Raw genomic sequence first — 23,174 nt, 5'->3', positions numbered from 1 at the left:
ATGTCCACGTCTTCCCACCGCAGGAGCATTGCCGCGCTCCTTGCTGCCACTCTATTCTCGTTCGGCGTGTGTGCTGCGGCCGCGGCCGAGGATGCCGTCGTCATCCCGCCGCCGGCCATTGACGAGGTGGCCGGGTCAGGCACCGAGACGGCCATTTTCGCCGGAGGTTGTTTCTGGGGCGTCCAAGGCGTCTTCCAGCACGTGAAGGGCGTTGAGAGCGCCGTCTCCGGTTATGCCGGAGGCAACGCCAAAACGGCGCAGTATGAAACCGTCAGCACCGGCTCGACGGGGCACGCCGAATCCGTCCAGGTGAAGTTCGATCCGAAACAGGTGACCTACGGCAAGTTGCTACAGATCTTCTTCTCTGTGGCGCATAACCCGACGCAGCTGAATTTCCAGGGTCCGGACCAGGGAACGCAATATCGTTCGGCGCTGTTCGTTTCCGATCCGCAACAGCGCAAGGTCGCCCTGAGCTATATCAGCCAGCTCGACAAGGCGCATGTCTTTGCGCAGCCGATCGTCACCAAGGTGTCCGACGCCGCCGGCTTCTATCCCGCCGAGGCCTATCATCAGGATTTCCTGACGCTCAATCCGACCTATCCTTATATCGTCTACAACGACCTGCCGAAAATCGAGAACTTGAAGTCGCTGTTTCCGGCCGACTACCGCAGCCAACCGGTACTGGTGAAGGCCAAGGGCTGATTGATACGACCGCTTATAGCGGCCGCATATCTCCGACTGCTCATTGGCAGCCCGGCGACTGAGAGAATCGCCGCCGTCCCGCGCAGCAATGGATGCGAATGGTGCGGTTGATCAAAGGGAAACTGCAGGGTTCGGCGCCGTTATGGCCGCTCTGGCGCCGACGGCATAAGGAACCATCGTCCCCGCCTTGCGACCAATAACGCGCTCAAGATCGGCGGGCTGCCAAGTCGGCATCTGCAATTCCGCGAGGACATTGAGCGGGAAATCAGGTCGCATTCCAACGAACTCCCGGCCGTCGCGGTGCCTCTCGGCGCTCCCAATCCCCCTGGAGACAGTCATTCGAACCCGTATGATACAGTAACATACTCCACAACCACGCCATCGTCTCCCTACATCAGAGAAGCAAACGTGTCCGTGTCGTCGCCTTGGGAGTGAAATATGGACGAAGGCGTGGCCGCTGCTGCGCGGCAGTTTCCGGCTCATAGACTTTGCAGAAGCAAAACCCGAGCTCGCCAGGCGGGAGGCCTCGATAGATCCGCCGCGTGGCGAGCGCCATAGCATGGACGAGGAGTTGGTCGCGGCACTGGCAAAAGAAATCGAAGACGCACTCGACGACTGCGCATTTCACTCTTTTTCTCTTAGGTGGTAGCAATGGAGCAATCAGTTCATCCAGCGGCAATCGAGCACCTGCCGATTTTCATCACTTCGCCCGGACAGACGGACTACCTTTTCGTTGTCGTCGTTGTCTTTCTGCTGGTGGCCGTGCTCGCGGTTGGAAATCTGTACTTCCAATTGCACGCCCTTCCCGAACGCAGAGCCCACCGTACGAACAAGGTGCAGATGGAGATCGTGGCCGTCCTGGCGCTCATCTCACTGTTCACCCACAACCACCTTTTCTGGATTGCCGGGCTGCTTCTGGCCTTTATTCAGATTCCCGACTTCTCCACGCCGCTCTACTCAATCGCCCAGTCTCTCGGCAAACTCTCCGGCCGTCAGGCTGAAACGACAGGCGATGCTGCTCTGATAGCGGAAGATACTGCGGAAGCAGAGCCAATACCGTCACCGTCCAAGACCAGCGTACATGGAGAGGATATCTGAATGTTTGAGTTGCTTCTCTGCTCCATGCTGACGATCCTCCCCGACTATCTGTTCCGGCGTTACGGTCAGGGAAAGCGGATCGGCCGCGACATTACGCTTTATACGGTGTGGTACGAACTCCGATGGGGGATCACCGCCTGCCTTCTTCTGACCGTTTCGCTGATCACGATGATTTTCTACTTCCATCCATCAGCCCAGACTGCCACCGCGATTTTTCGAACCGTCACGATCATGCCGGAGGCAACCGGACGTGTAGAGGAAGTTTTCATCGGGCTGAACCAGAAGGTCGAGGCTGGATCGCCACTGTTCAGGCTCGATAATTCCGAACAGCAGGCGGCGCTGGAGACGGCCCGTCGGCGCGTCGCAGAAGTCGAGGCCGGAATAAAGGTGACCCAGACCGAGCTTATAGGGGTCGATGGCCAGATCAAAGAGGCGCAGGGTGCCTACCAGACGGCAGTCGACGAATACGAGATGAAGGCGCAGCTCCTGACGAACAACGCTGTCGCCAGGCGCGAGGTCGAACGCCTTGCAACGACGATCGACGGCCGCAAGGGAGCGCTGGATGCAACGGTCGCGAAAAAGCTGACCTTGGAGACACAGATCGCCGTGCAGTTGCCAGCTCAAAGAGCAAGCGCCGAAGCGGCCCTGGCGCAGGCGCAGGTCGAACTCGACAAAACCATCGTAAGGGCTGGCGTCGCGGGTACTGTGCAACAGTTTACGCTGCGTCGCGGGGACGTCGTCAATGCAATGCTGCGTCCTGCCGGGATCCTTGTGCCAGAAGGGGCTGGACAAAGCACACTGATCGCCGGCTTCGGCCAGATCGAAGCGCAGGTCATGAAAAAGGGGATGATCGCCGAAGCAACCTGCATCGGAAAGCCGTTTACAATCATTCCGATGGTCGTGACCGACGTGCAGGAGGTTATCGCGGCCGGACAATTGCGCGCGACGGATCAACTCATCGACGTTCAGCAGACGGCGCAGCCTGGCACCCTGACCGTCTTTCTGCAGCCACTTTATCCGGGAGGGCTCAATGGCGTGCCGCCTGGAAGCAGTTGCATCGCCAACGCATATACCAACAATCACGACGCGCTCGCCGATCCAAACATTGGCAAGGTCAGGTGGTTTGCCCTTCATATGGTCGACGCCGTTGGACTTGTACATGCGATGATTCTGCGAATTCAAGCGCTGCTCCTGCCGGTTCAGACGCTCGTTCTGTCGGGTCATTGAACGCAGAACAATACGGGGATCGTTTCATTGACGACGACGAGAAGAGACTTGGTGTGGGTGACTCGTCGGGCGGATGGATCACCCTCGTCGTTCGGTTGTCGATCCACATCTTCGTCGGCGTCCTTCGAACTGACGCTGAGGGAGGCGGACCCACACGCGCCGAAAGACCTGCTCGGCGGCCATGCAATTACATGCATTAGAACATCACAAGCGCGCACATTCGTCCCGCAGGAGACGGGAGGTTGGAATACGCCCGGCGGGCTTGGCCCGACCGTTTTTAGAAGAGCTCCGATTTTGCCGCGCACTTACATTGATTTCAGTAAATGACGATCGCGCAAGAGCTGGCATGCAAACGTTATTTTTCTATCATCCAGTGATGTATTCCCAATATGATTTCGAAAATACTACCAGAGAATTAGTATCTACCGGCAATGCGCTTCAGATTCTGGCCCCAAAAAGGGAGAAATAATTATATCGTCTTGCAACTCTCCCATCGAGTCGGCTCATGTGAGATTGAGCACGATTCAGTTTTTCCTCAGCCACTTTAAGAATTTATCAACGTTAACAATATCTTAAATCCAAAGAATCACGTTCCACCGCGGAACATATTGTGGAATTGGCCGTTCCCACCATGAGTTTCGCGTGGGATAGGCTGTCGGAGCGGATCCCTCCTTAGAAGTATCGGCGTAACCAAGGGGACGTATCATGGCCACCAATGTCGTGCGGCGCTGGCAACGAGATGATCTCATGAAACAGAGAGTATTGATCGTCGAAGATGAATTCCTGATCGCCCTGGATCTCGAGGCGACGGTGGAAGCCATGGGCATGCAGGTCGCCGGCCTTGCGAATGATTGCGAACAGGCACTGCGGCTGGCGCCGCTTGCCGATATCGCCTTCGTCGACGTCAATCTCGCCGACGGCCCGACCGGACCCGAGATCGGCCGACGGCTGGCGCAGGAGCATGGCATTGCCGTTGTCTTCATGACGGGCAATCCCGAAGTGGTCGCCGATGGCGTCAAGGGCGCGGTTGGCGTGGTCCAGAAGCCGGTCATGCCTTCGGTTGTCGAGCAGCTGGTGAAATATCTTGCCGCGCGGCGCGTCGGCATGTTCGCGGTCGTACCCTCACAGATGACGGTCTTTGCCTGATCGGTCGGCTTGATCGGAAAGGCCTGATCAGCCTGATATGGCTGCGAGCTGCGGGAGATGGCCGGTCGTTTCTACCTCCGGCCTGCCATAGGCCTTGAGAAAGGTGCGAACCGCGTTGCGCGCCGCCTTTTCGAGTTCTTCATCAGTGGGCGTGCCCCCGAGAAGGATCATCATCTGCAGGTCGGCATTGCCGAGTGCCACGAACTGCCGGGCGGCGACGTCGTAGTCGTCAATGGCGAGCGCCGCATTATGGGCAAGCCGTGCTAAAAGTGCTGACAGTGCGGTGATCAGCTTGCCCGGCCCCTGCTGGCGCCAGCTTTCGAAGAGGTGCGGATATCGCTCGCCTTCCGTCTGCACCAGCTTGCGCAGAAATTTTCCGTCGTGGTTGCAGATGCAATTCTTATTGAGGCGCACGGCGAAGGCCGTCAGGTCATCCTCCAGATGGTCGGCGCGATCGGGAAAGGTTGAAAGCACGGAGAACAGCATGGCGTTGGCGCGGTTCATGACGTCTTCGACGACGGCGACGAACAGCGTTTCTTTCTCGCGATAGTGATTGTAGATCGTCTGGCGGGATACGCAGGCGACGGCAGCGATCTCGTCGATGCTGGCGCCGGCAAAACCCTGGCGGCAGAATACGTCGGCCGCGGCATCGAGGATCGACATGCGCTTGGCGCATTGTCCGCGCTGCGTATGCCCTGTCATTCGGGCAGCCGGTGTCGTGCGATCTTTCATGATAGCGAAGATAAGACGTCTTGACGTTTTAGACAATGGCGTCTAGTTTTACATCTGTGTCCAAATTTGTTGACAGTCCTGGTTGCACTGAAGATGTGAGCTCCCAACTTCGTCTTCGCGCGAACGATCATCATTGAACCCCAGCGCATCGGCTCGAAAATCGGCTCCGATTTCCGGCAAGCACGATGCGTAAATTCAAAGAGTTGGAGTGTCCTGGTGCATCCGAGAGGACGCACGGCGCTCTAAGAGCAATGTAGCGGAGCGACGATCCGGTATCTCCGCCGCGCTTTTATGAAAGATCACCATTATGACGGCTCCCTTCTTTCGCATTGCCCTCATTCTCGGCCTTCTGTCGGCCATCGGGCCCTTTGCCATCGACATGTATCTGCCTGCACTGCCGTCCATCGGCCAGGACCTGCATGCCGATAATAACGTCACACAGCTCACCCTTCTTGCCTTTTTCATCTCCTTTGCGCTCGCCCAGCTTGTCTATGGGCCGCTGTCGGATATGTGGGGCCGCAAGCTGCCGCTCTATCTTGGCATCGGCCTCTTCGCCGTCGCCTCGGTCGGCTGTGCGTTGGCCACCGATATCGAAACGCTGATCGCCTTCCGTTTCGTTCAGGGTATTGGCGGCGCCGCCGGCATGGTCATTCCGCGCGCCATCGTCCGCGACATGCACACCGGCGTGCAGGCCGCGCGCCTGATGTCGCTGCTGATGCTGGTCTTCTCGATCTCGCCGATCCTTGCGCCGCTGACGGGCAGCGCCGTCATCGAGTTCTACGGCTGGCGCGGTGTATTCTGGGCCGTGACGATTGCCGCCTTCATCGGCCTCGTCCTGCTTGCGACCCAGCTGGAGGAAACCCGTTCGGCGAACGAACGCAGCGGCAGCGGTCTGAGCAGCGCCATGGCGGCCTATCGCCTGCTGCTCACCGACCGCAATTTCCTGACCCTGACATTTATCGGCGGCCTCGGCATTTCGAGCTTCCTCGTCTATCTCGCCAACTCGCCCTTCGTGTTGATCCAGCATTACGGGCTGACGCCGACGCAATACAGCTTCGCCTTCTCGATCAACGCCGTGTCCTTCTTTGCGGTATCGCAGGCCACAGGCTGGCTCGGCGAGCGTTTCGGCCTGGTGCGCGTCATGCGGATTGCGGTCAGCGCTTATGCGCTTGCGATGGTGGTGATGGCGGTGGTGATGGCCTCTGGCTTCAATCAGCTGCCTGTCCTGGCGACCTTCCTGTTCATCGGCTACGGCTTCCTCGGCCTCGTCATCCCGACGAGCGCGGTGCTCGCTCTTGAGGATCACGGCGAGATCGCCGGCACGGCCTCGTCACTGATGGGCACGCTGCACTTCGTGATCGCCGCCGTCGCCATGGTCATCTCAAGCGTCTTCTTCGACGGTACTGCTGTTCCGATGGCCGCCGGCATTGCGCTCTGCGCCTTCTCAGCCTTCGCGCTGACCCAGGCAACGATCGGCCGCCGCGCGGCTGTTGCCGCTGCTGAATGATTTAAAGACAGGCCGCACCCGGCGTGCGGGTGCGGCCATTGATCCCGTCGCGGCTCCTCCCAGAAAATGCAACGCGCAATTGATTATCGGCTGGCCGCTCTATCTACGCCGTGACGAAGCATGGTCATATCGGAGGATACTTATGGTCGACGAGAAGCGGCTGATCTCGAAAATCACCTGGAAGCTGATGCCGTTTCTCGGCATCCTTTATCTCATCGCCTATATCGACCGGCAGAACGTCAGTTTCGCCAAGCTGCAGATGGTCGATGCCCTCGGAATGAGCGAATATGCCTACGGTCTCGGCGCCTCGCTCTTCTTCATCGGCTATTTTCTCTTCGAGGTGCCGAGCAACCTCTTTCTAGACAGGCTGGGCGCCCGTGTCTGGTTCGCACGCATCCTGGTCTCCTGGGGCATCGTCACCATCGCGCTCGCCTTCACACAGAACGCGACGATGTTCTATATCCTGCGTTTCCTGCTCGGTGTCTGCGAAGCCGGCTTCTTTCCCGGCGTCCTCTATCTGCTGACGCTGTGGTTTCCCTCTGTCTATCGCGGCAGGATGGTTGGGCTGTTCATGATTTTCAGTGCGATCGCCAATGCCGTCGGTGCGCCGCTCGGCGGCGTGCTGCTCGATCTCGACGGTCTCTACGGCTTTGCCGGCTGGGAGTGGGTATTCCTGGCGACGGGTGTTCCCGCAGTCATCGCCGGCATCGTCACCTTCTTCTATCTTCCCGGCCGGCCTGAAAACGCAAGCTTCCTCAGCGGCGAGGAGAAGCAGTGGCTGGAACGAAGGCTCGCCTCGGAAAATGCCGGCATGGGCGAGAATGCCGGAAACGGCTTCAAGGCGCTCATCGACCCACGCGTGCTGCTAATGGCACTCTGCTATATCGCCTTTCCGCTTTCGGCCTATGGGCTGAGCTATTGGCTGCCGACCATCGTCAAGGCCTTCGGCGTCAGCAACACGGTGAACGGGTTCCTCAACATCATTCCCTGGGTTCTGGTCGCGATCGCGCTCTATGTCGTTCCCGCCATGGCCGACAAGGCGCAATCGAAGACGCCCTATATTGTCGTTCCTGCCTTCATCGGAGCTGCCTGCCTGCTGCTCTCGGCGCTGATCCCGAACCACAGTTTGCAATTCGCCTTCCTGTGCGTCGCTGCTGCCGGGATCTTCGCTCCACAGCCGGTGTTCTGGAGCCTGCCCTCACGGTTCCTCAAGGGCGCGGGTGCTGCAGCAGGCCTTGCCGCCATTAATTCGGTCGGAAATCTCGGCGGTTTCGTCGCCCAGAACGTCGTGCCCTGGATCAAGGAAGCGAGCGGCAGCACGATCGCGCCGATGTTCTTCCTGTCCGCCTGCCTGGCGGCCGGAGCCCTGCTGGTCTTCTTCGTCACGCATCAGCTGTCGAGCAGGGAGCAGGCTGCTCCAAGCCGGGTCTGATGCAAGCCGCGAAAAATATCTACGCGGTCGGCTTCAGGCCGTCAGGGTGAAAGCGTCGCTTTCGCCCGGAACGAGTTCCAGCGGCCAGATCCTGTTGCGGGCGCCCTGCGGATAATGATCGGCATAGGCCGGCATGGTGGCGAGCAGGGTTTCGCCGAGCTGGGCGCCGAGATCGCGCAGCGACATGCGGAAGGACGTCAGCGTCGGCTGCAGGAAAAGCGTTCGCGGCTCCTCGCGGAAACCGACGACGGCGAGGTCGCGGCCGGGCACGACGCCGGCCTCGGAAAGCCGTCGGTAAAGCCCGATCGCCATCAGTTCATGGATCAGGATGATCGCCGTCGGGCGCTGCTCGATCATCAGCAATTCGTGGCCGGCCTGATAGCCGCCCTGTTCGCTCGACTTGACCCGGATGACGAGAGCCGGATCAAAGGCAATGCCGTGCCGTTTCAGCGCCTGGCGGTAAGCGTCGAGGAAGAGGTAGCCGAGATTGATGTCGGAAGAGGGTACAGCCACAGCGATCCGCCGATGGCCTTTGGCGACCAGCCGGTCGACGCCGCGCGACGCCACGCCCTCGAAATCGAGGTCCATCCAGGTGTAGCTGCCGCCCGACGCGCTGCGCCCGAGCGTCACGAAGGGGATGCGGGCCTTTTCCAGCAGCTCGATGCGCCGGTCGGTGCGTCGCGTCGCCGAGATGATCAGCGCGTCAACAAGCCGGCGCGCCACCATGCGCTTCAGATATTCGTGCGGATCCTCGTCATCGGGGCAGGGCAGCATGACAAGATCGAGCTTGTGACGGGAAAAGACGCTCTGCAGCCCGTCGGTGACGCCAAGGAAGAAGTCGTCGCTGTTTTCGACCGTCTCGCGGCTCACTTCGAGCATCAGCCCGATGACATTTGTCATGCCCTGGCGGAGGCTGCGGCCCGACTGGTTGGCGACGTAACCGAGCTCTTCGGCGGCGGCGAGCACGCGCCGGCGCGTTTCATCGTTGACGTCGGGCTTGCCGTTCAGCGCACGGGACACCGTTCCGATCGAAATATCGAGATGCTCGGCGAGCTGGCGGATTCCCTTCATCTCAGGCGATCTTCCTCCCCCAATGCATGTCGCCCAAAACTCTGCAGCGGTTTTGGGACAACGACATACGGCAAATATAGCGTCATGCCCCTTCTTGCCACAGGTTGGCGCCTGCGAAAAGCCGTGGGGCAAGTGTCAGGGTCTGAAGCTCTGGCGGATGATGAGTTCTGGAATGACGCGTTCGTAACCAGGAGGCGCAGCGGGATTTTCAAGCCGCCGCTCCATCAGCTTGACGGCGCGCAGCGCCATGGTCAGCGGGTCCTGGCGGAAGGTGGTGAGCTTGTAGCTCAGCCAGGAGGATTCCGGCACGTCGTCGAAGCCGATGACGGCGACGTCCTCGGGGATGCGCAGCCGCGCTTCCAGGCGCACGACATCCATCAGTCCGAAGGCGATCTGGTCGTTGGCGCAGAAAACGGCGTCGGGCTTTATTGTCTCCGAAAAGAGTGCGCGCGCGGCGGCAACACCGCCGTCATAGTCGGAATCGCCGCCGCGTCCGACGACCGCGGATGCACCGAGCGACTCAGCGGCCGATAGGAATGCGCTTTCGCGCTCGATGATAGCGGGCGTTCCCGTGTTGGAGCCGATGACCGCCAGCCGCCGCCTACCGCTTTCGTAAAAGGTCGTCGCCGCCTTGCGGGAGGCTTCGGAGTTGCCGGCGCGCACATGGTCGGCGTCGGGTTCCGAACGGCCGATGACGACGAGCGGTTGGCCGTTTCGCTGTGCAAGTTCGAAGAAACTCGCCGGCGGCGAGCCGGACAGGATGATGATCGCCTCGGCACGGTGGCCGATCAGCATCTTCTGGGCAGCGAGCAGCTCGTCTTCCGTCTGGCCGGTGTTGATCAGGATCGGAATACTGCCGCGTTTGATTAAGGCTTTGGCAAGTGCTGCCGCCAGATGCGCGCGAAAACCCACTTCCGGCCGGGTCGCGACGATGCCGACAAGGCGGCTCTGGTTGGCAAGCACGCCGCGCGCCAGGTCGTTGACGTGGTAGCCGAGTTCTTGCGCCGCCCTTAGCACCTTTTCGCGCGTCGTCGGAGCGACGCTGGCACCCGGCGTGAAGGTGCGCGAGACCGCGGAGCGCGAAACGCCTGCCAGTTGCGCGACCTGCTCGGCGCTGACAAACCGCATGCGTTCTTTTTTCGGCGCCTTGCCGCCATTCACTTGATCATCATTCATCGGCCTTCAGCTATTCATCGTCTCCGACAGCCGGATGACAAGCTATTGCATGGCAACAAGTTTTTTTGAAAATCGGAAAACCGCAGCGCGCGGGCAAATGATTGCCGAGGCCGCTGGACGCAACCTCGGCTGAGGGGGACAAACATGAGCGGTGGCGAGCGATGATCAGCACGCCGCTCCCGGAAGTTCGGCCTCCCGGCAAAACGGGTTTACGAACCGTTATTCGCAGACGCGTACAGTTTCGGCATGATAGCCGCCGTCATAGCGGTTGCGGACATCGCGGTCCTCATACCAGCATCTCGGCGCCGGTTCGACATAGCGAGGGCCATCGACATAGCGGGGACCATCGACATAGCGGGGGCCGCTATTGGCGATTGCGCCGCCAAGGAGACCCCCGACAACCCCTGCGGCAACGCCGCCGGCGATGACACGGCCGGTATTGTTGTGATGATGGTGATCGCGGGCCGCAGCAGGCTGAATGGCCGATGCAACAAGGGCCGTGGCGATCAACAGGCTGCTTATAATTCTCTTCATAACATTCTCCTCAGTGGCACTCGCCCCGGATAAGAGAGAAATGCGGCAGCAAGGCGTTGGTTCGTTCAATCTTTGCGACAGGCATTAATGCAGGCCTTGATTAGGAGCATCATGCGTCCTTAGGGACACACATAGAACGCTCTAACAGTTGAAACTACTCATGTTTTCCGAAAACCATTCCGATGCTCGGGCCAAAGCGCTAGGTCGCAGACTCCGCAGCCGTCGTCTCTTCCAGCACATCTTCGGGAATGTCGTCGAAGGAGGCGTAGTTGAGATTATAGAGCTTGGAATAGAGCTTTCCGTTCTTCATCAGCTGACGGTGGTCGCCGCTTTCGATGAGCTCGCCGCTCTGCAGCACGATGATTCGGTCTGCCTCGCGGATCGTCGCAAGCCGATGGGCGATGACGAGGCCAGTGCGATTTTCGAGCAGTTTCACCAGCGCTTTCTGGATCAGCATCTCGGTATAGCTGTCGATATTGGCCGTCGCTTCGTCGAGCACGAGGATCTTCGCGTCCGCCACCAGCGCACGGGCAAAGCTCAAAAGCTGGCGCTGGCCGAGCGAAAGATTGCCGCCGCGCTCGCCCAGAACGCTATCGTAACCCTCCGGCAGACGCATGATGAAGTCGTGCGCGCCAACGGCTTTGGCCGCCTCGATCACCTGTTCGCGCGTCGCCTCCAGCTTGTGGTAGCGGATGTTCTCGAAAACGGTCCCGGTGAAGAGGAAGGGTTCCTGCAGCACCATGGCGATCTGTGCACCGAGCGAATCCTGCGTCAGTGCGCGCACATCGTGGCCGCCAACCAGCACCTGGCCTTGCTGTACATCGTAAAAGCGATGGATCAGCGACATGCAGCTCGATTTGCCGGACCCCGTCGGCCCGACCAGCGCCACCGTCTCGCCGGGATTGACCTTGAAACTGACATGCTTCAGCACCGGATGCTTCGGATTGTAGCCAAAGACGACGTCCTTGAATTCCACCGAGCCGTCCATGTCGGGCGATAGCGCCGTGGCACCAGGCGCATCCTTGATGTCGACTGGCACGTCGAGCACTTCGGTCAGCCGCTGGCCGGAAGCCATGGCACGCTGCATCACCGAATATTGCAGTGTCAGCGAACGGATTGGGTCGAAGAAGCGCTGAATGTAGAACAGGAAGGCGACGAGCACGCCGACATCGAGCGCCTGGTTGAGAACGCGGGCGCCGCCGACGACGATGACGAGGGCCATCGCCACGCCGGTCAGACTGTCGACGATCGGCACCATCACCTGCGCATAGCGCGCCGCCGTCAGATGCGTCTTGAGGTTGGCACGCGCCTTGTCGTCGTAGAGCGTGAAGTTGACGCCCTGCCTGTCCATGCTCTGGACGGCACGCACGCCGTGGATCGCTTCGGCGAGTGCGCCGGCGGCAATCGAATTGGTCTCGTGCGCCGCCATGAAGGATTTGCGGGCGAGCGGCAGCCAGAACAGCCGGACGATGAAGAGCACCGGCAGCACCGACAGCGTCAGCAGCCCCAGCTTGAAATCGAGATAAAGCATTACGAAAATGATGCCGAAGAGCAGCACGATGTCGCCGACTGACAGTACCGAGGTTTCGAGAAATTCCTGCATCGAGTTGACGTCGCCCTGCAGGCGCGACATCAGCCGGCCGACCTCCGTCTTGTCCATGAAGGAGAGCGAAACGCGCTGGAGATGCGAAAACATCGCCTTGCGGATATCGAAGAGCACATCTTCCGCCACGCCGCCGACCAGCGTTTCCTGCGCGTAGCTTGCCGCATAGTTGATGAGGATGGCAACAGTGAAGGCGGCGATCGACCAGGCCAGTGCCGAATGGTTGCCGCCCGGCGACATGCCGTGATCGATGGCATAGCGGATGATCAGCGGGATGGTGAGCTGCATCATCGTGAAGGTCAGAACGGCGACGACGGACCAGAGGACCTGACGGCGATAGGGGTGGACGAAAAGCCAGATGCGCTTGACGATGTTGCCGTCGAAGGCCTTGCCGAACATCTCCTCCTCGACGCGATGCGAACCGACCACCGCTCGTGGCGGGCGGCGTCCATCCTCGCGAACGTCGGGGCGCTCGGTTTCCAGTTCCTCGGCCATGTCATTCCTCCCGCGGCCATCACTTCCGGTGGCCTGCATAGTCACTACCGTTCGCCTCTCCTACCGGGGGAAGAGAAGAACATCTTGATTGCTACGCGCTCAAGGCCTCGTCACCCGGCCGCACCTGAAGGTCGTAGAGCGCCTTGTAGCGCCCGCCGAGCGAAAGCAGCGCGGCATGCGTGCCGCGCTCGACGATCCGGCCGTCTTCGACGAACAGGATCTGGTCGGCATGCATCAGCGAGCTCAGACGGTGGGCAACGATGATCGTTACGCGGTCAGCAGCATAGCGGCGCATGGCGCCGCGGATGCGCTGCTCGGTGGCCGCATCGATCGCCGCCGTCGAATCGTCGAATACCATCACTGCCGGTTTCAGCATCAGCGCGCGGGCGATCGAAAGACGCTGCCGCTGGCCGCCGGAAAGCGAAACGCCGCGCTCACCGACGACAGTGCCGTAGCCTGTAGGAAGGCCTAGTACATAATTGTGCAACTGGGCGCTTTCGCTGGCGCGCTCGATGCGGCCTTCCTTCGCCCACGGGTCGCCATAGGCAATGTTGTTTTCGATCGTCGTGGTGAACAGGAAGGAATCCTGCTGGACGACGGCCACGGCCCGACGCAGCGATTGCAGCGTCGCCTTGCGGATGTCCTGACCGTCGATCGTGATCCTGCCGCCGCTGACATCGTAGAAGCGTGGGATCAGATGCGCGATCGTCGACTTGCCGCTGCCCGGAGGCCCGACGATGCCGATCGTCTGGCCGCGGCGGGCTTCGAAGGAGACATGCTGGAGCACGGTGCGCTTTTCGGAACCCGGATAGGCAAAGCTGACGTTTTCGAAGCGCAGCACGCCGTCGGTGAGGTTCAGCTCCTTCGCATCCGGCGCATCCTTGATCGCGATGTCGAGGTCGAGAAGGGCAAAAAGGCGTGAGCCACAGGTGGAGGCGCGGGCAAAGGCGTTGACCATCAGGCCAAGCTGGCGCACTGGCATCTGCAGGATGGTCATGAAGGTCAGGAACGAGGCCAGCGTGCCGACGGTGATCTCGCCCGACATTACCTTGCCGCCCCCGACCCAGAGCACCAGGCCCATCGCCGCGAAGAAGGAGAAGGTCATGGCGCTGGTATTGGTGACGCGGATGCCGACGCGCTGATGCGCGAGCGCGAGCGCGCTTTTCGACGCCGCCTCGAATTTCGAAATCTCATGTTCGTGGGCGGCAAAGGCGCGTACGACGCGGATGCCGCCGAGGTTCTCTTCCATGATGCGGGTCAGCACCGAAAGCCGCTCCTGCAGGTCGAGCCAGGTGGCGCGTAGCCGCAGTTGCGTCACCGAAGAGCGCCAGCCGACGAAGGGAACGAAGCTCAGCGCCAGGAGGCCGAGCACAATATCGGTCGACAGCAGCATATAGGCGCCGATACCGATCAGGATCGACAGCAGGATCATCCGGACGAGCGCGGTGGAAAAATACATGCGCACGCCTTCGAGATCGAGGAGTCCGACGGTGATCAGGTCGCCGGAATGAACGGTGTCATGAAAGCTGAAGGAGAGCCGCTGGATCTTCTCGTAGCAGGCCAGCCGCAACTCGTAGCCGATGTGATGGCCGACGGCTTCGCTGTAATAGTTCTGGACCATGGTGAAGAGGCCGCGCAGCACGCTGGCGCCAAGCAGCAGCAATGCCGTGGTCAAAAGCGCATCCTGTGCCGCCTGACCCGCCGCACCGCCGCTCATCGCCATCTGCGTGTGGTCGACGGCCTGGCCGAGAAGGCGCGGGATCATCAGCTGGAAGGTGGAGGCGACAAGCGTGGCGCCGATCGCAAAGCCGGATTGCCAGGGGTGGCGGAAGGCCATCATGGTGATGCGCACCAATGTGTAGAGGCCTCGGCCCCAGCCTGCCGCAGTTGCAAGCGCCATCGAAGCCGAAGGCTTCGTCGCGCGTGTTAACGCATCGCTGCTCACGGTATTTTTTCCAATAGATATGTGGTCGGACGCTGGCCCGAAAAGACGGCAAATCCATGAAGGGATTGATAGCACCTTCACTTTTGCCGATTCCATTTGGGGGTTCAAGTAAAGAATTCACCAGTTGGTTATTTTTACGTGAGGTCTCCTCGCATCCGGGCGGGAACAATCTGTGGGCGAACGGGTTGCAGCAGGCGAATGCTCACAGCCAACCGCTCTACGGAGAGATCCATGCCGCTGAAAGCTCTCGCCCTCAATGCCACTCTGAAGACCAGCGAATCCAAGGACGCCTCCTCGACCGACCGGATGATCGGCCTTATCGACAAGGCGATGTCGGCACATGGCGTCGAGACCGACGTGCTTCGCCTTGCGGATTTCAACGTCAAGCCGGGCGTCACCTCCGACGAAGGCGCCGGCGATGACTGGCCGGATATCCGCGCCAAGGTGCTGGGCGCCGATATCCTGGTGATGGCAACGCCGATCTGGCTCGGCCAGCCGTCCAGTGTCTGCAAGCGGGCGCTCGAGCGCATGGACGCCTTTCTCGAGGAGACTGACGATCAGGGCCGCATGGTTTCCTTTGGGAGGGTCGCGGCCGTTGCTGTCGTCGGCAACGAGGACGGGGCCCATCATGTGTCGGCCGAGCTCTTCCAGGCGCTGAACGACGTCGGCTTCACCATTCCGGCGAATGCGGTCGCCTATTGGGTCGGCGAGGCAATGGGTTCCACCAATTTCGTCGATCTCGACAAGGTGCCGAAGATGGTGACGAAAGCCGTCGACATGCTGGCGCGTAACACCGCGCATCTGGCTGGCCTGCTGAAGGCGAAGCAATATCCGGGCGAGGGTAACTGAGGTCGAGACAGCACCGCCGAACTGATGTTTCCAACTTCAATCCCGTAGTCTTGGGTGCAAATTTCGTCTGGGATTTCTGCGGGAAATCTCAAAAGCCTGTTTTGTTTCAACGGCTTGAAGAGATATGGCAACAAAGCTCTTGCCACCTGCTCCATTTAGCGCTTTCATACACTACTAGTTTGATAGACTATGGGCGGGCGTGATTGCTCCCCTAGTTCCCTTGCGGGGCCGCTGGTTCGGACCCCGATGCCGCGGCAGATGTTGTGAATGGCCGCATGAACCTCGTCAACGCGTGAACCGGTGTTTTATGCGTTGAAACCTCGATCGACCCACGGTGCGGATCAAGCCGCAAAGGAGTTGCGATGACGGTTCAGGGACTTTTTTCCGCGAGAGCCAATGCGGCGGCGCAGATATCCGCCGTACCGCGCATTGCGATCGTCGGGCGCGGCTTTTCCGGCATGATGACGGCCATCGCGCTGATGAAGACGGTACGCGCGCCCTTTCACCTGCAGCTCTTCGATCCGAATTCTTCGGTCAGCGGTGGGCAGGCGCTGGCGTCAGCCCGCTCCTCGACGATCCTCAACACCCGCGTGCGAGATCTCTCGGTTTCGGTCGGCGACAACGACGATTTCAACGACTGGCTCTGCAGCAACGCCGCCTTCCGCGCCGCCGTACCAGCCGCAATTCCCGGATTCCGGCAGATCTTCGTGCCGAAGGAAATCTTCAGCGATTATGTCTACCAGCGCTTTTCGGAAGCGCTTGCCGCGCGCAGGGACATCACCGTCCAGGTCTGCAACGATCCGGTCGTGGCGATCCGCAGGAGCCACGGCAACCGCTTCCTGCTGGAAAGCGCCAATCCCGCCAATCCGTTGTTCGACACCGTGATCCTCGCCACCGGCTACGGCCTGACTGCCCCGGATGCCGGCGAACAGCACGCTTCGCCGGTCAGGGCCCAGCGTCTTATCGCGCGGCCGCATGCGGTGCTGCTCGGTAGCGGCATCCGCGTCGTCGACCAGTTGCTACAGCTGCGCGATTCCGGTTACACCGGCCAGGTGACGATCATTTCCCGGCGTGGCTTCCTGCCCCAGAGCCATACGCCGAATTCCGCCGATCCGGTCTTCCCGGTCGAAGCGCTGCCGCAGAGCCTGCCGGAGATCGTGCGCTTCATCCGTCAAGCTTGTCGCGAGGCGGAGGAAGAGGGGCGAAGCTGGCAATCAGTGATGAACGGTTTGCGAAAACACGCCCGCTCGCTCTGGCGCTCGCTGCCGGCCCGGGAAAAGCATCAGTTCAACCGCCACCTCAGGGCAATCTACGACAGCCATCGCAACCGCCTTCCTGAGGCCATGCACCTGCGCCTGAAACGCGAGCTTGCCGAAGGCCGCACGGTTCTGCGCCGTGGCCGCGCCGGCCGCCGGGGCCTGAGCGGCCTTTTCTTCACGCCGGCCGGTTCTGCCGCCGAGGAGGTCATCCATGCCGAGCGCATCATCGACTGCCGCTGTCAGGCGCCGGATCTTTCGGCGCCCGTGATCCAGAGCCTGTTTTCTGCCGGCCTCGCCATGCCTGACGAGCTCTCGCTCGGCCTGGCGGTCAACGCGCGCGGCGAGCCCTTCCTCGAGGATGGTTCGACGGTCGCCGGGCTCTTTGCCGTAGGACCGCTCGGCCTTGGCAGTCTGCCGGATATTGATCTCGTGCCGGAGATCGTCTCACAGGCCTATGCCGCTGCCGAGCGTGTCGGCGAGAGGTTCTATCCGCAGGTCAAGGCCGTCTGAAAATTTGAGCCTGAATCGGAACCATCCCACCCCTGCTGCGTTATAATGCGCTGGTGACTAAGAGGGGCCGATGGAAGTGCTGAATAGACATGATACGTCTCTAGATGAGGAGGGACGCTTTCGCCTTCTGGTCGATGCCATCACCGACTACGCCATTTATATGCTGAGCCCCGAAGGTATCATCACCAGCTGGAATACCGGCGCTCAGCGCTTTAAGGGTTACAAGCCTTCCGAAATTCTCGGCCAGCATTTTTCCCGTTTCTATTTGGAAGAGGACCGCGCCGCTGGAATTCCGGCGCGCGCGCTGGCCACCGCGGCGGAGCACGGTCGCTTCGAGGGGGAAGGCTGGCGCCAGCGCAAGGATGGAACCTGCTTCTGGGCCCATGTGATCATCGATCCGATCCGCCATCCCTCCGGCGAGCTCATCGGCTATGCCAAGATCACCCGCGACCTGACTGAACGCAGAGCAGCTGAACAGACGATCCGCCAGAGCGAGGAACAGTTCCGACGGCTGGTCCAGGGCGTCTCGGACTATGCGATCTACATGCTCGATCCCGCCGGCAATGTCAGCAGTTGGAATTTCGGTGCCGAGCGGATCAAGGGCTATCGACCGCAAGAAATCATCGGCCGGCATTTCTCGACCTTTTATACGCCCGAGGATCGCGAAGCCGGCTTGCCGGAGACCGCGCTCCGGCTCGCGCGCGCCGAGGGCCGGTTCGAGCGGGAAGGTTGGCGTGTCCGCAAGGACGGCAGCCGTTTTTGGGCGAGTGTTGTCATCGACGCCATTCGGGACGACGACGGCGATGTGCTCGGTTTCGCCAAGATCACCCGCGATATCACCGAGAAGATGGAGACCCAGCGGGCACTGGAGCAGGCGCGCGAAGAGCTCTTCCAGTCGCAGAAGATGGAGGCGATCGGTCAATTGACCGGCGGTATCGCCCATGATTTCAACAATCTGCTGATGGCTGTCCTCGGCAGTCTCGAAATCCTGAAGAAGCGCATGCCGCAGGATCTCTCACTGACATCGTTGGTCGACAATGCCATGCAGGGTGCCCAGCGCGGCGCCGCCTTGACGCAGCGCATGCTTGCTTTTTCTCGCCGGCAGGAATTGCACATCGAGCCGATCGACGCCTCCGGGCTGGTCCGTGGCATGATGGATATGCTGAGCCGTTCGCTCGGCCCTCTCACAGTGATCGAGACTTCTTTCCCCGTCAGGCTGCCAACGATCCTTACCGATCCGAACCAGCTGGAGATGGCGATCCTGAACCTCGTCGTCAACGCCCGCGATGCTATGCCATCCGGCGGCCGGATCCTGCTTCGCGCTTCCGAGGAATCGGTACCGTCTGGCAAGGGGCCTCTGCCGCCCGGCCGATATGTCCGTATCGCGGTGATCGATGAAGGCGAGGGCATGGATGCAAAGACGGTGGAGCAGGCAATTACGCCGTTCTTCACCACCAAGGGTGTCGGCAAGGGCACCGGTCTCGGCCTTTCGATGGTGCAGGGCCTTGCGTCCCAGTCCGGCGGCCGCCTCATACTGAAGAGCAGCCTCGGCGAAGGCACGACGGCTGAATTATGGTTCCCCGTCGCCGTTGTCGAACAGGGGACCGAGACCGCTGCCGAGCGGCCGATACAGGAGGAAAACGTTGCGCGCCGGCTGCGTATCGTCGCCGTCGATGACGATGGTCTGGTCCTGATGAATACGACGCTGATGCTGGAGGATCTCGGCCATACCGTGTTCGAAGCGATGGCGGGTCCCGAGGCGCTCGACATCCTGCGCAAGCAGCAGGTCGACCTGGTGATTTGCGATCATGCCATGCCGCGCATGACGGGGGCGCAGCTCGCCCAGGCGATCCGCAACGAATGGCCCAATATGCCGATCATCCTCGCAACCGGTTACGCCGAGATCCCCGAAGGGGCCGGCATCGTCGACCTGCCTCGTCTCGGCAAGCCCTTCTCGCAGGCACAGCTCGCCGAGGCGATCAGCCGCATTGCCGCATAAGCGTGCTCGATGAGAGCTGATGTCGACACGTGTGAGCGGCTTTCGGATGACATCATTCGGATCTAGATGAACGGCCTGGCTGACCTCGGTCACCTTTCTCACCGCGAAGAATGAACACCAGCAATGCAAGCACCATCGCCGCTAGCCCGTACCAGGTGATCGCGTAGACGAGATGGTTATTGGGGAAATCGATCACCGTCAGGCCGCCGACGGGCAGGCCGCCGGGATTGGCAGTGGCATCGGCGTCGATGAAGTAGGGCGCGATCGTATCAACGCCGCGCATTTGCGCGATCGCTGCGACGTCGCGCGAATACCAGCGGTCGGCCGCGACGTCGTTCGATTGCAGCAGCGATCCCTTCGGCTCCGTCATCCTTATCAGACCGGTGATCTCGACCGGTCCTGACACTTCACCCTCGCGGCGCGAGGCCGGGTCGCGCCTGTCGGTCGGCACGAATCCGCGATTGACGAGGATCGATGAACCGTCGGCAAACGTCAGCGGCGCCATCACCCAGTAACCCGGACCGAGCGCGGTCGAGGCATAGACCAGCGTTTCCTTGTCGTTCGCCAGCGTCCCGGACACGATCACCCGCCGATATTCGTCATCAGCGGCATTGATCTTGTTCCAGTCGGGACGTGCTGGGGCTGGCACGGGTGCCGCATGCACACGCTGGTCGACGCGCACGATCAGATCGCGTTTCCAGGCCAGGCGCTCAACCTGCCAGGTGCCGAGTGCCGCGAGTGCCGCAGCAAGCAGCACCAGACAGACGGCGAAGATCGCTCGTTTTACCCGATAACGCTGTCTTTCCGACTTCTCCGCGTGAGCCTGCGGGTGACGCTGCCGCCGCCCTCTCGTGACTGTCACGGCATGTTCTTCATCATTTCGGGGCTCATCGGCATCATGTTGGTGTTGAGATGATGCATGACCCAGAGGGATCCGGAGAGCGCGATCGCGACGATGATGAGGGTGAAGATCAGCGCCATGATCGTCCAGCCGCCCTCGCTCCTGGTATTCATGTGCAGGAAGAAGACCATATGGACGACGATCTGGATCGCGCCGAGGCCCATCACCAGCACCGCCGTCACCGCCGGACTGTCGAACACGCCTGACATGACCAGCCAGAAGGGAATGGCGGTCAGGATAACGGAAAGCGCGAAACCCGTCATATAGCTGCGGAACGTGCCGTGGCCGGCCTGATGGCCGTGGCTGTGGCCGTGATGAGCCTCGTGGGCATCCTCATGTGCAGGTGCTTGCGAACTCATCCGAGAACTCCCAGCAGGTAGACGAAGGAAAAGACGCCGATCCAGACGACGTCGAGGAAGTGCCAGAACATTGAAAGGCACATCAGGCGGCGGCGGTTGGCCTCGATCAGACCGTGCATCGACACCTGTACCATCAGCGTGATCAGCCAGATGATGCCGAAGGTGACATGCAGTCCGTGCGTGCCGACCAGAGTGAAGAAGGACGAGAGGAAGGCGCTGCGCGTCGGCCCGGCGCCTTCATGGATCAGGTGGATGAACTCGTAGAGCTCAAGCCCGATGAAAGCTGCACCGAACAGGCCGGTAACAGCAAGCCAGAACAGCGTTTCCGCTTTTGCGTTCCGCTCCATCTGCAGCATGGCGAAGCCGTACGTGATCGAGGAGAAGAGCAGCATCGAGGTATTGAGGGCAACGATCGGCAGATCGAAAAGATCGGCCGGCGACGGGCCGGCGGCATAGTTGCGGCCGAGCACGCCGTGTGTTGCAAACAGCACCGCGAAGATCAGGCAGTCGCTCATCAGGTAGAGCCAGAAGCCGAGATTGGTGCTGTTTTCCGGATGATGGTCTTCGGTCAGGTAGAATTCAGGCTTTTCGGCCGTGTCGATGGTCTGATCGCTCATGGTCTCTTACACCTGCTCGGCAAGCAGCGCAGTTCGCTTGCCTTCCGTTTCGGTTACCTCTTCGGCGGGGATGTAGAAGTCGCGTCTGTAGTTGAAAGTGTGGCCGATCGCGACGACGAGCATGGCGACAAAGGAGACGACCACCAGCCACCACATATACCAGATCAGGCCGAAGGCGAGTGCGACACTGATGCCCGACAAGATCGCCCCGGTGCCGGTATTCTTCGGCATGTGAATAGGCCGGAAGCCTTCCAGCGGACGCGCATAACCGCGGTTCTTCATGTCGTACCAGCCGTCATGATCGTGCACGACAGGCGTCAAGGCGAAGTTGTATTCCGGCGGGGGCGAGGAGGTCGACCATTCCAGCGTGCGGCCATCCCAGGGATCGCCGCTGTCGTCGCGCAATTCCTCGCGTTTCATGAAGCTGACGACGATCTGGATCAGGAAGGCGGCAATGCCAAGCGCAATCAGGCCGACGCCGAAAGCGGCGATGATGAACCAGATCTGTATCGACGGGTCCTCGAACTGGCTCATGCGGCGGGTGACGCCCATCAGGCCCAGCACATAGAGCGGCATGAAGGCGAACCAGAAGCCGATCTGCCAGAACCAGAAGCTCATCTTGCCCCAGAAGGGATCGAGCTTGAAGCCGAATGCCTTGGGGAACCAGTAGTTCACGCCGGCGAACATGCCGAAGAGAACGCCCCCGATGATGACGTTGTGGAAGTGGGCGATGAGGAACAGTGAATTGTGCAGTACGAAGTCGGCCGGCGGCACGGCAAGCATGACGCCGGTCATGCCGCCGATGACGAAGGTCACCATGAAGCCGACCGTCCACAGCATCGGCACCTCGTAGCGGATGCGGCCGCGATACATGGTGAAGAGCCAGTTGAACATCTTCGCCCCGGTCGGAATCGAGATGATCATTGTGGTGATGCCGAAGAATGAGTTGACCGAAGCGCCCGAGCCCATCGTGAAGAAATGGTGCAGCCAGACGATGTAGGACAGGATCATGATCACGCAGGTCGCATAGACCATCGAGGCGTAGCCGAAGAGGCGCTTGCCCGAGAAGGTGGCGACGACTTCCGAGAAGATCCCGAACGCCGGCAGCACAAGGATGTAGACCTCCGGATGACCCCAGATCCAGATGAGGTTGATATACATCATCGGATTGCCGCCGAGGTCGTTGGTAAAGAAGTTCGTTCCCGCATAGCGGTCGAGCGACAGCAGCGCCAGCGTTGCCGTCAGGATCGGGAAGGAGGCGACGATCAGCACATTGGTGCATAGGGCCGTCCAGGTGAAGACCGGCATCTTCATGAAGGTCATGCCCGGAGCACGCATCTTGACGATGGTGGCGATCAGGTTGATGCCCGAAAGCGTCGTTCCGACGCCGGCCACTTGCAAGCCCCAGATATAATAATCGACGCCGACGCCTGGACTGTAGGCAGCGCCCGACAGCGGCGGGTAGGCGAGCCAGCCGGTCTGGGCGAATTCGCCGATGAACAGCGATAGCATGATGATGATCGCGCCGGCGGTGGTCATCCAGAAAGAGAAGTTGTTGAGGAACGGGAAGGAGACGTCGCGCGCGCCGATCTGCAGCGGCACCACGAAGTTCATCAGACCGGTGACGAAGGGCATCGCCACGAAGAAGATCATGATGACGCCGTGGGCGGTGAAGACCTGGTCGTAGTGATGCGGCGGCAGATAGCCCTCCGAACCGTTGAAGGCGATTGCCTGCTGGATGCGCATCAGGATCGCGTCGGAGAAGCCGCGCAGCAGCATGATGACGGCGAGGATTACATACATGATGCCGATCTTCTTGTGATCGACGCTGCAAATCCAGTCCCGCCAGAGCGGACCCCAGAACTTGAAATAGGTGATGATGCCGAGCACCGCGATGGCGCCGATGACGACGCCGATGAAGGTCACGACCAGGATCGGCTCGTGATAGGGGATGGCATCGAGGGTCAACCGGCCGAAGACGAACTTCAGGAGGTCAGGATTGGAAAACATGG

The 23,174-nt window shown here is 60.7% G+C and carries 19 protein-coding genes; 9 read left to right on the top strand and 10 right to left on the bottom strand.

All coding sequences use genetic code 11. The features are described from left to right. From msrA to U5G49_RS26355, 4 genes are all read left to right on the top strand, one after another. Positions 1-702, top strand: coding sequence for a peptide-methionine (S)-S-oxide reductase MsrA (gene msrA / locus U5G49_RS26370; RefSeq protein WP_193443840.1), 702 nt, complete (start codon positions 1-3; stop codon positions 700-702). 651 nt (positions 703-1,353) lie between these two features. Further along, the gene (locus U5G49_RS26365; protein WP_193443838.1) at positions 1,354-1,800 is read left to right on the top strand and encodes a hypothetical protein; all 447 of its coding nucleotides are present in this window, start codon (positions 1,354-1,356) and stop codon (positions 1,798-1,800) included. Next, on the top strand, positions 1,801-3,027 hold the full coding sequence (locus U5G49_RS26360; RefSeq protein ID WP_018246236.1) for an HlyD family secretion protein: 1,227 nt from the start codon (positions 1,801-1,803) through the stop codon (positions 3,025-3,027). Positions 3,028-3,732: 705 nt separating this feature from the next. After that, on the top strand, positions 3,733-4,173 hold the full coding sequence (locus U5G49_RS26355; protein WP_026188739.1) for a response regulator: 441 nt from the start codon (positions 3,733-3,735) through the stop codon (positions 4,171-4,173). 27 nt (positions 4,174-4,200) lie between these two features. Here U5G49_RS26355 and U5G49_RS26350 read toward each other — a convergent pair whose 3' ends face one another. Then, a complete protein-coding gene (locus U5G49_RS26350; protein WP_193443835.1) occupies positions 4,201-4,941 on the bottom strand; it encodes a TetR/AcrR family transcriptional regulator in 741 nt (246 codons plus the stop codon). 271 nt (positions 4,942-5,212) lie between these two features. Here U5G49_RS26350 and U5G49_RS26345 point away from each other — a divergent pair, with 271 nt between their 5' ends. Together U5G49_RS26345 and U5G49_RS26340 are read left to right on the top strand one after the other, a co-directional pair. Then, positions 5,213-6,412 carry a multidrug effflux MFS transporter gene (locus tag U5G49_RS26345; RefSeq protein WP_193443832.1) on the top strand — a complete coding sequence of 400 codons (1,200 nt, stop codon included), beginning with the start codon at positions 5,213-5,215 and terminating at the stop codon, positions 6,410-6,412. Positions 6,413-6,554: 142 nt separating this feature from the next. Beyond that, positions 6,555-7,844 carry an MFS transporter gene (locus tag U5G49_RS26340; RefSeq protein ID WP_193443829.1) on the top strand — a complete coding sequence of 430 codons (1,290 nt, stop codon included), beginning with the start codon at positions 6,555-6,557 and terminating at the stop codon, positions 7,842-7,844. A gap of 33 nt (positions 7,845-7,877) precedes the next feature. Here the strand turns inward: U5G49_RS26340 and U5G49_RS26335 are convergent, their stop codons facing one another. The 5 genes from U5G49_RS26335 to U5G49_RS26315 form a co-directional block, all read right to left on the bottom strand. Beyond that, positions 7,878-8,915: a LacI family DNA-binding transcriptional regulator gene (locus U5G49_RS26335; RefSeq protein WP_112908820.1), complete on the bottom strand. Its 1,038-nt coding sequence runs from the start codon at positions 8,913-8,915 to the stop codon at positions 7,878-7,880. 135 nt (positions 8,916-9,050) lie between these two features. Further along, positions 9,051-10,091: a LacI family DNA-binding transcriptional regulator gene (locus tag U5G49_RS26330; protein ID WP_193443826.1), complete on the bottom strand. Its 1,041-nt coding sequence runs from the start codon at positions 10,089-10,091 to the stop codon at positions 9,051-9,053. 219 nt (positions 10,092-10,310) lie between these two features. After that, positions 10,311-10,625 (bottom strand): hypothetical protein, encoded by a 315-nt coding sequence (locus U5G49_RS26325; RefSeq protein ID WP_193443824.1) that lies wholly within the window; start codon positions 10,623-10,625, stop codon positions 10,311-10,313. 199 nt (positions 10,626-10,824) lie between these two features. After that, positions 10,825-12,723, bottom strand: coding sequence for an ABC transporter ATP-binding protein (locus tag U5G49_RS26320; protein ID WP_193443822.1), 1,899 nt, complete (start codon positions 12,721-12,723; stop codon positions 10,825-10,827). A gap of 91 nt (positions 12,724-12,814) precedes the next feature. Continuing rightward, the gene (locus tag U5G49_RS26315; RefSeq protein WP_193443820.1) at positions 12,815-14,776 is read right to left on the bottom strand and encodes an ABC transporter ATP-binding protein; all 1,962 of its coding nucleotides are present in this window, start codon (positions 14,774-14,776) and stop codon (positions 12,815-12,817) included. 123 nt (positions 14,777-14,899) lie between these two features. Between U5G49_RS26315 and U5G49_RS26310 the strand changes: the two genes are divergently transcribed. The 3 genes from U5G49_RS26310 to U5G49_RS26300 all read left to right on the top strand — a co-directional run bounded on the left by U5G49_RS26310 (position 14,900) and on the right by U5G49_RS26300 (position 19,285). Beyond that, positions 14,900-15,517: a flavodoxin family protein gene (locus U5G49_RS26310; RefSeq protein WP_193443818.1), complete on the top strand. Its 618-nt coding sequence runs from the start codon at positions 14,900-14,902 to the stop codon at positions 15,515-15,517. Positions 15,518-15,879: 362 nt separating this feature from the next. Beyond that, positions 15,880-17,286 (top strand): FAD/NAD(P)-binding protein, encoded by a 1,407-nt coding sequence (locus U5G49_RS26305; RefSeq protein WP_193443816.1) that lies wholly within the window; start codon positions 15,880-15,882, stop codon positions 17,284-17,286. 70 nt (positions 17,287-17,356) lie between these two features. Beyond that, the gene (locus U5G49_RS26300; RefSeq protein WP_193443813.1) at positions 17,357-19,285 is read left to right on the top strand and encodes a hybrid sensor histidine kinase/response regulator; all 1,929 of its coding nucleotides are present in this window, start codon (positions 17,357-17,359) and stop codon (positions 19,283-19,285) included. Between the two features lie 52 nt (positions 19,286-19,337). Here the strand turns inward: U5G49_RS26300 and U5G49_RS26295 are convergent, their stop codons facing one another. From U5G49_RS26295 to cyoB, 4 genes are read right to left on the bottom strand one after another with little or no spacing between them, the layout of a single operon-like run. Beyond that, positions 19,338-20,147, bottom strand: coding sequence for an SURF1 family protein (locus U5G49_RS26295; RefSeq protein ID WP_193443811.1), 810 nt, complete (start codon positions 20,145-20,147; stop codon positions 19,338-19,340). Next, a complete protein-coding gene (gene cyoD / locus U5G49_RS26290) occupies positions 20,144-20,545 on the bottom strand; it encodes a cytochrome o ubiquinol oxidase subunit IV (protein ID WP_018246250.1) in 402 nt (133 codons plus the stop codon). The genes U5G49_RS26295 and cyoD overlap by 4 nt, the downstream gene beginning before the upstream one ends. Then, positions 20,542-21,162: a cytochrome o ubiquinol oxidase subunit III gene (gene cyoC, locus U5G49_RS26285; RefSeq protein ID WP_018246251.1), complete on the bottom strand. Its 621-nt coding sequence runs from the start codon at positions 21,160-21,162 to the stop codon at positions 20,542-20,544. Before cyoC ends, cyoD begins: the two co-directional genes overlap by 4 nt. A 6-nt stretch (positions 21,163-21,168) precedes the next feature. After that, positions 21,169-23,172, bottom strand: a complete 2,004-nt coding sequence (cyoB, locus tag U5G49_RS26280) for a cytochrome o ubiquinol oxidase subunit I (protein ID WP_018246252.1) — start codon at positions 23,170-23,172, stop codon at positions 21,169-21,171. Between the last annotated feature and the right edge of the window lie 2 nt (positions 23,173-23,174).

It is taken from the genome of Rhizobium indigoferae, from assembly GCF_034554815.1.
In the GTDB taxonomy this organism is placed as follows: Bacteria; Pseudomonadota; Alphaproteobacteria; order Rhizobiales; family Rhizobiaceae; genus Rhizobium; species Rhizobium leguminosarum.
This window is presented reverse-complemented; position numbering and strand designations above follow the sequence as displayed.

Excerpts from the sequence above, each read along its gene's own strand:
- U5G49_RS26330 (WP_193443826.1), bottom strand. The coding sequence starts at position 10,091 with ATGAATGATGATCAAGTGAATGGCGGCAAGGCGCCGAAAAAAGAACGC.
- cyoD (WP_018246250.1), bottom strand. The coding sequence starts at position 20,545 with ATGAGTTCGCAAGCACCTGCACATGAGGATGCCCACGAGGCTCATCAC.
- U5G49_RS26335 (WP_112908820.1), bottom strand. The coding sequence starts at position 8,915 with ATGAAGGGAATCCGCCAGCTCGCCGAGCATCTCGATATTTCGATCGGA.
- U5G49_RS26310 (WP_193443818.1), top strand. The coding sequence starts at position 14,900 with ATGCCGCTGAAAGCTCTCGCCCTCAATGCCACTCTGAAGACCAGCGAA.
- U5G49_RS26320 (WP_193443822.1), bottom strand. The coding sequence starts at position 12,723 with ATGGCCGAGGAACTGGAAACCGAGCGCCCCGACGTTCGCGAGGATGGA.
- U5G49_RS26325 (WP_193443824.1), bottom strand. The coding sequence starts at position 10,625 with ATGAAGAGAATTATAAGCAGCCTGTTGATCGCCACGGCCCTTGTTGCA.
- cyoC (WP_018246251.1), bottom strand. The coding sequence starts at position 21,162 with ATGAGCGATCAGACCATCGACACGGCCGAAAAGCCTGAATTCTACCTG.
- U5G49_RS26365 (WP_193443838.1), top strand. The coding sequence starts at position 1,354 with ATGGAGCAATCAGTTCATCCAGCGGCAATCGAGCACCTGCCGATTTTC.
- U5G49_RS26300 (WP_193443813.1), top strand. The coding sequence starts at position 17,357 with ATGGAAGTGCTGAATAGACATGATACGTCTCTAGATGAGGAGGGACGC.
- U5G49_RS26305 (WP_193443816.1), top strand. The coding sequence starts at position 15,880 with ATGACGGTTCAGGGACTTTTTTCCGCGAGAGCCAATGCGGCGGCGCAG.
- U5G49_RS26360 (WP_018246236.1), top strand. The coding sequence starts at position 1,801 with ATGTTTGAGTTGCTTCTCTGCTCCATGCTGACGATCCTCCCCGACTAT.
- msrA (WP_193443840.1), top strand. The coding sequence starts at position 1 with ATGTCCACGTCTTCCCACCGCAGGAGCATTGCCGCGCTCCTTGCTGCC.
- U5G49_RS26340 (WP_193443829.1), top strand. The coding sequence starts at position 6,555 with ATGGTCGACGAGAAGCGGCTGATCTCGAAAATCACCTGGAAGCTGATG.
- U5G49_RS26345 (WP_193443832.1), top strand. The coding sequence starts at position 5,213 with ATGACGGCTCCCTTCTTTCGCATTGCCCTCATTCTCGGCCTTCTGTCG.
- U5G49_RS26355 (WP_026188739.1), top strand. The coding sequence starts at position 3,733 with ATGGCCACCAATGTCGTGCGGCGCTGGCAACGAGATGATCTCATGAAA.
- cyoB (WP_018246252.1), bottom strand. The coding sequence starts at position 23,172 with ATGTTTTCCAATCCTGACCTCCTGAAGTTCGTCTTCGGCCGGTTGACC.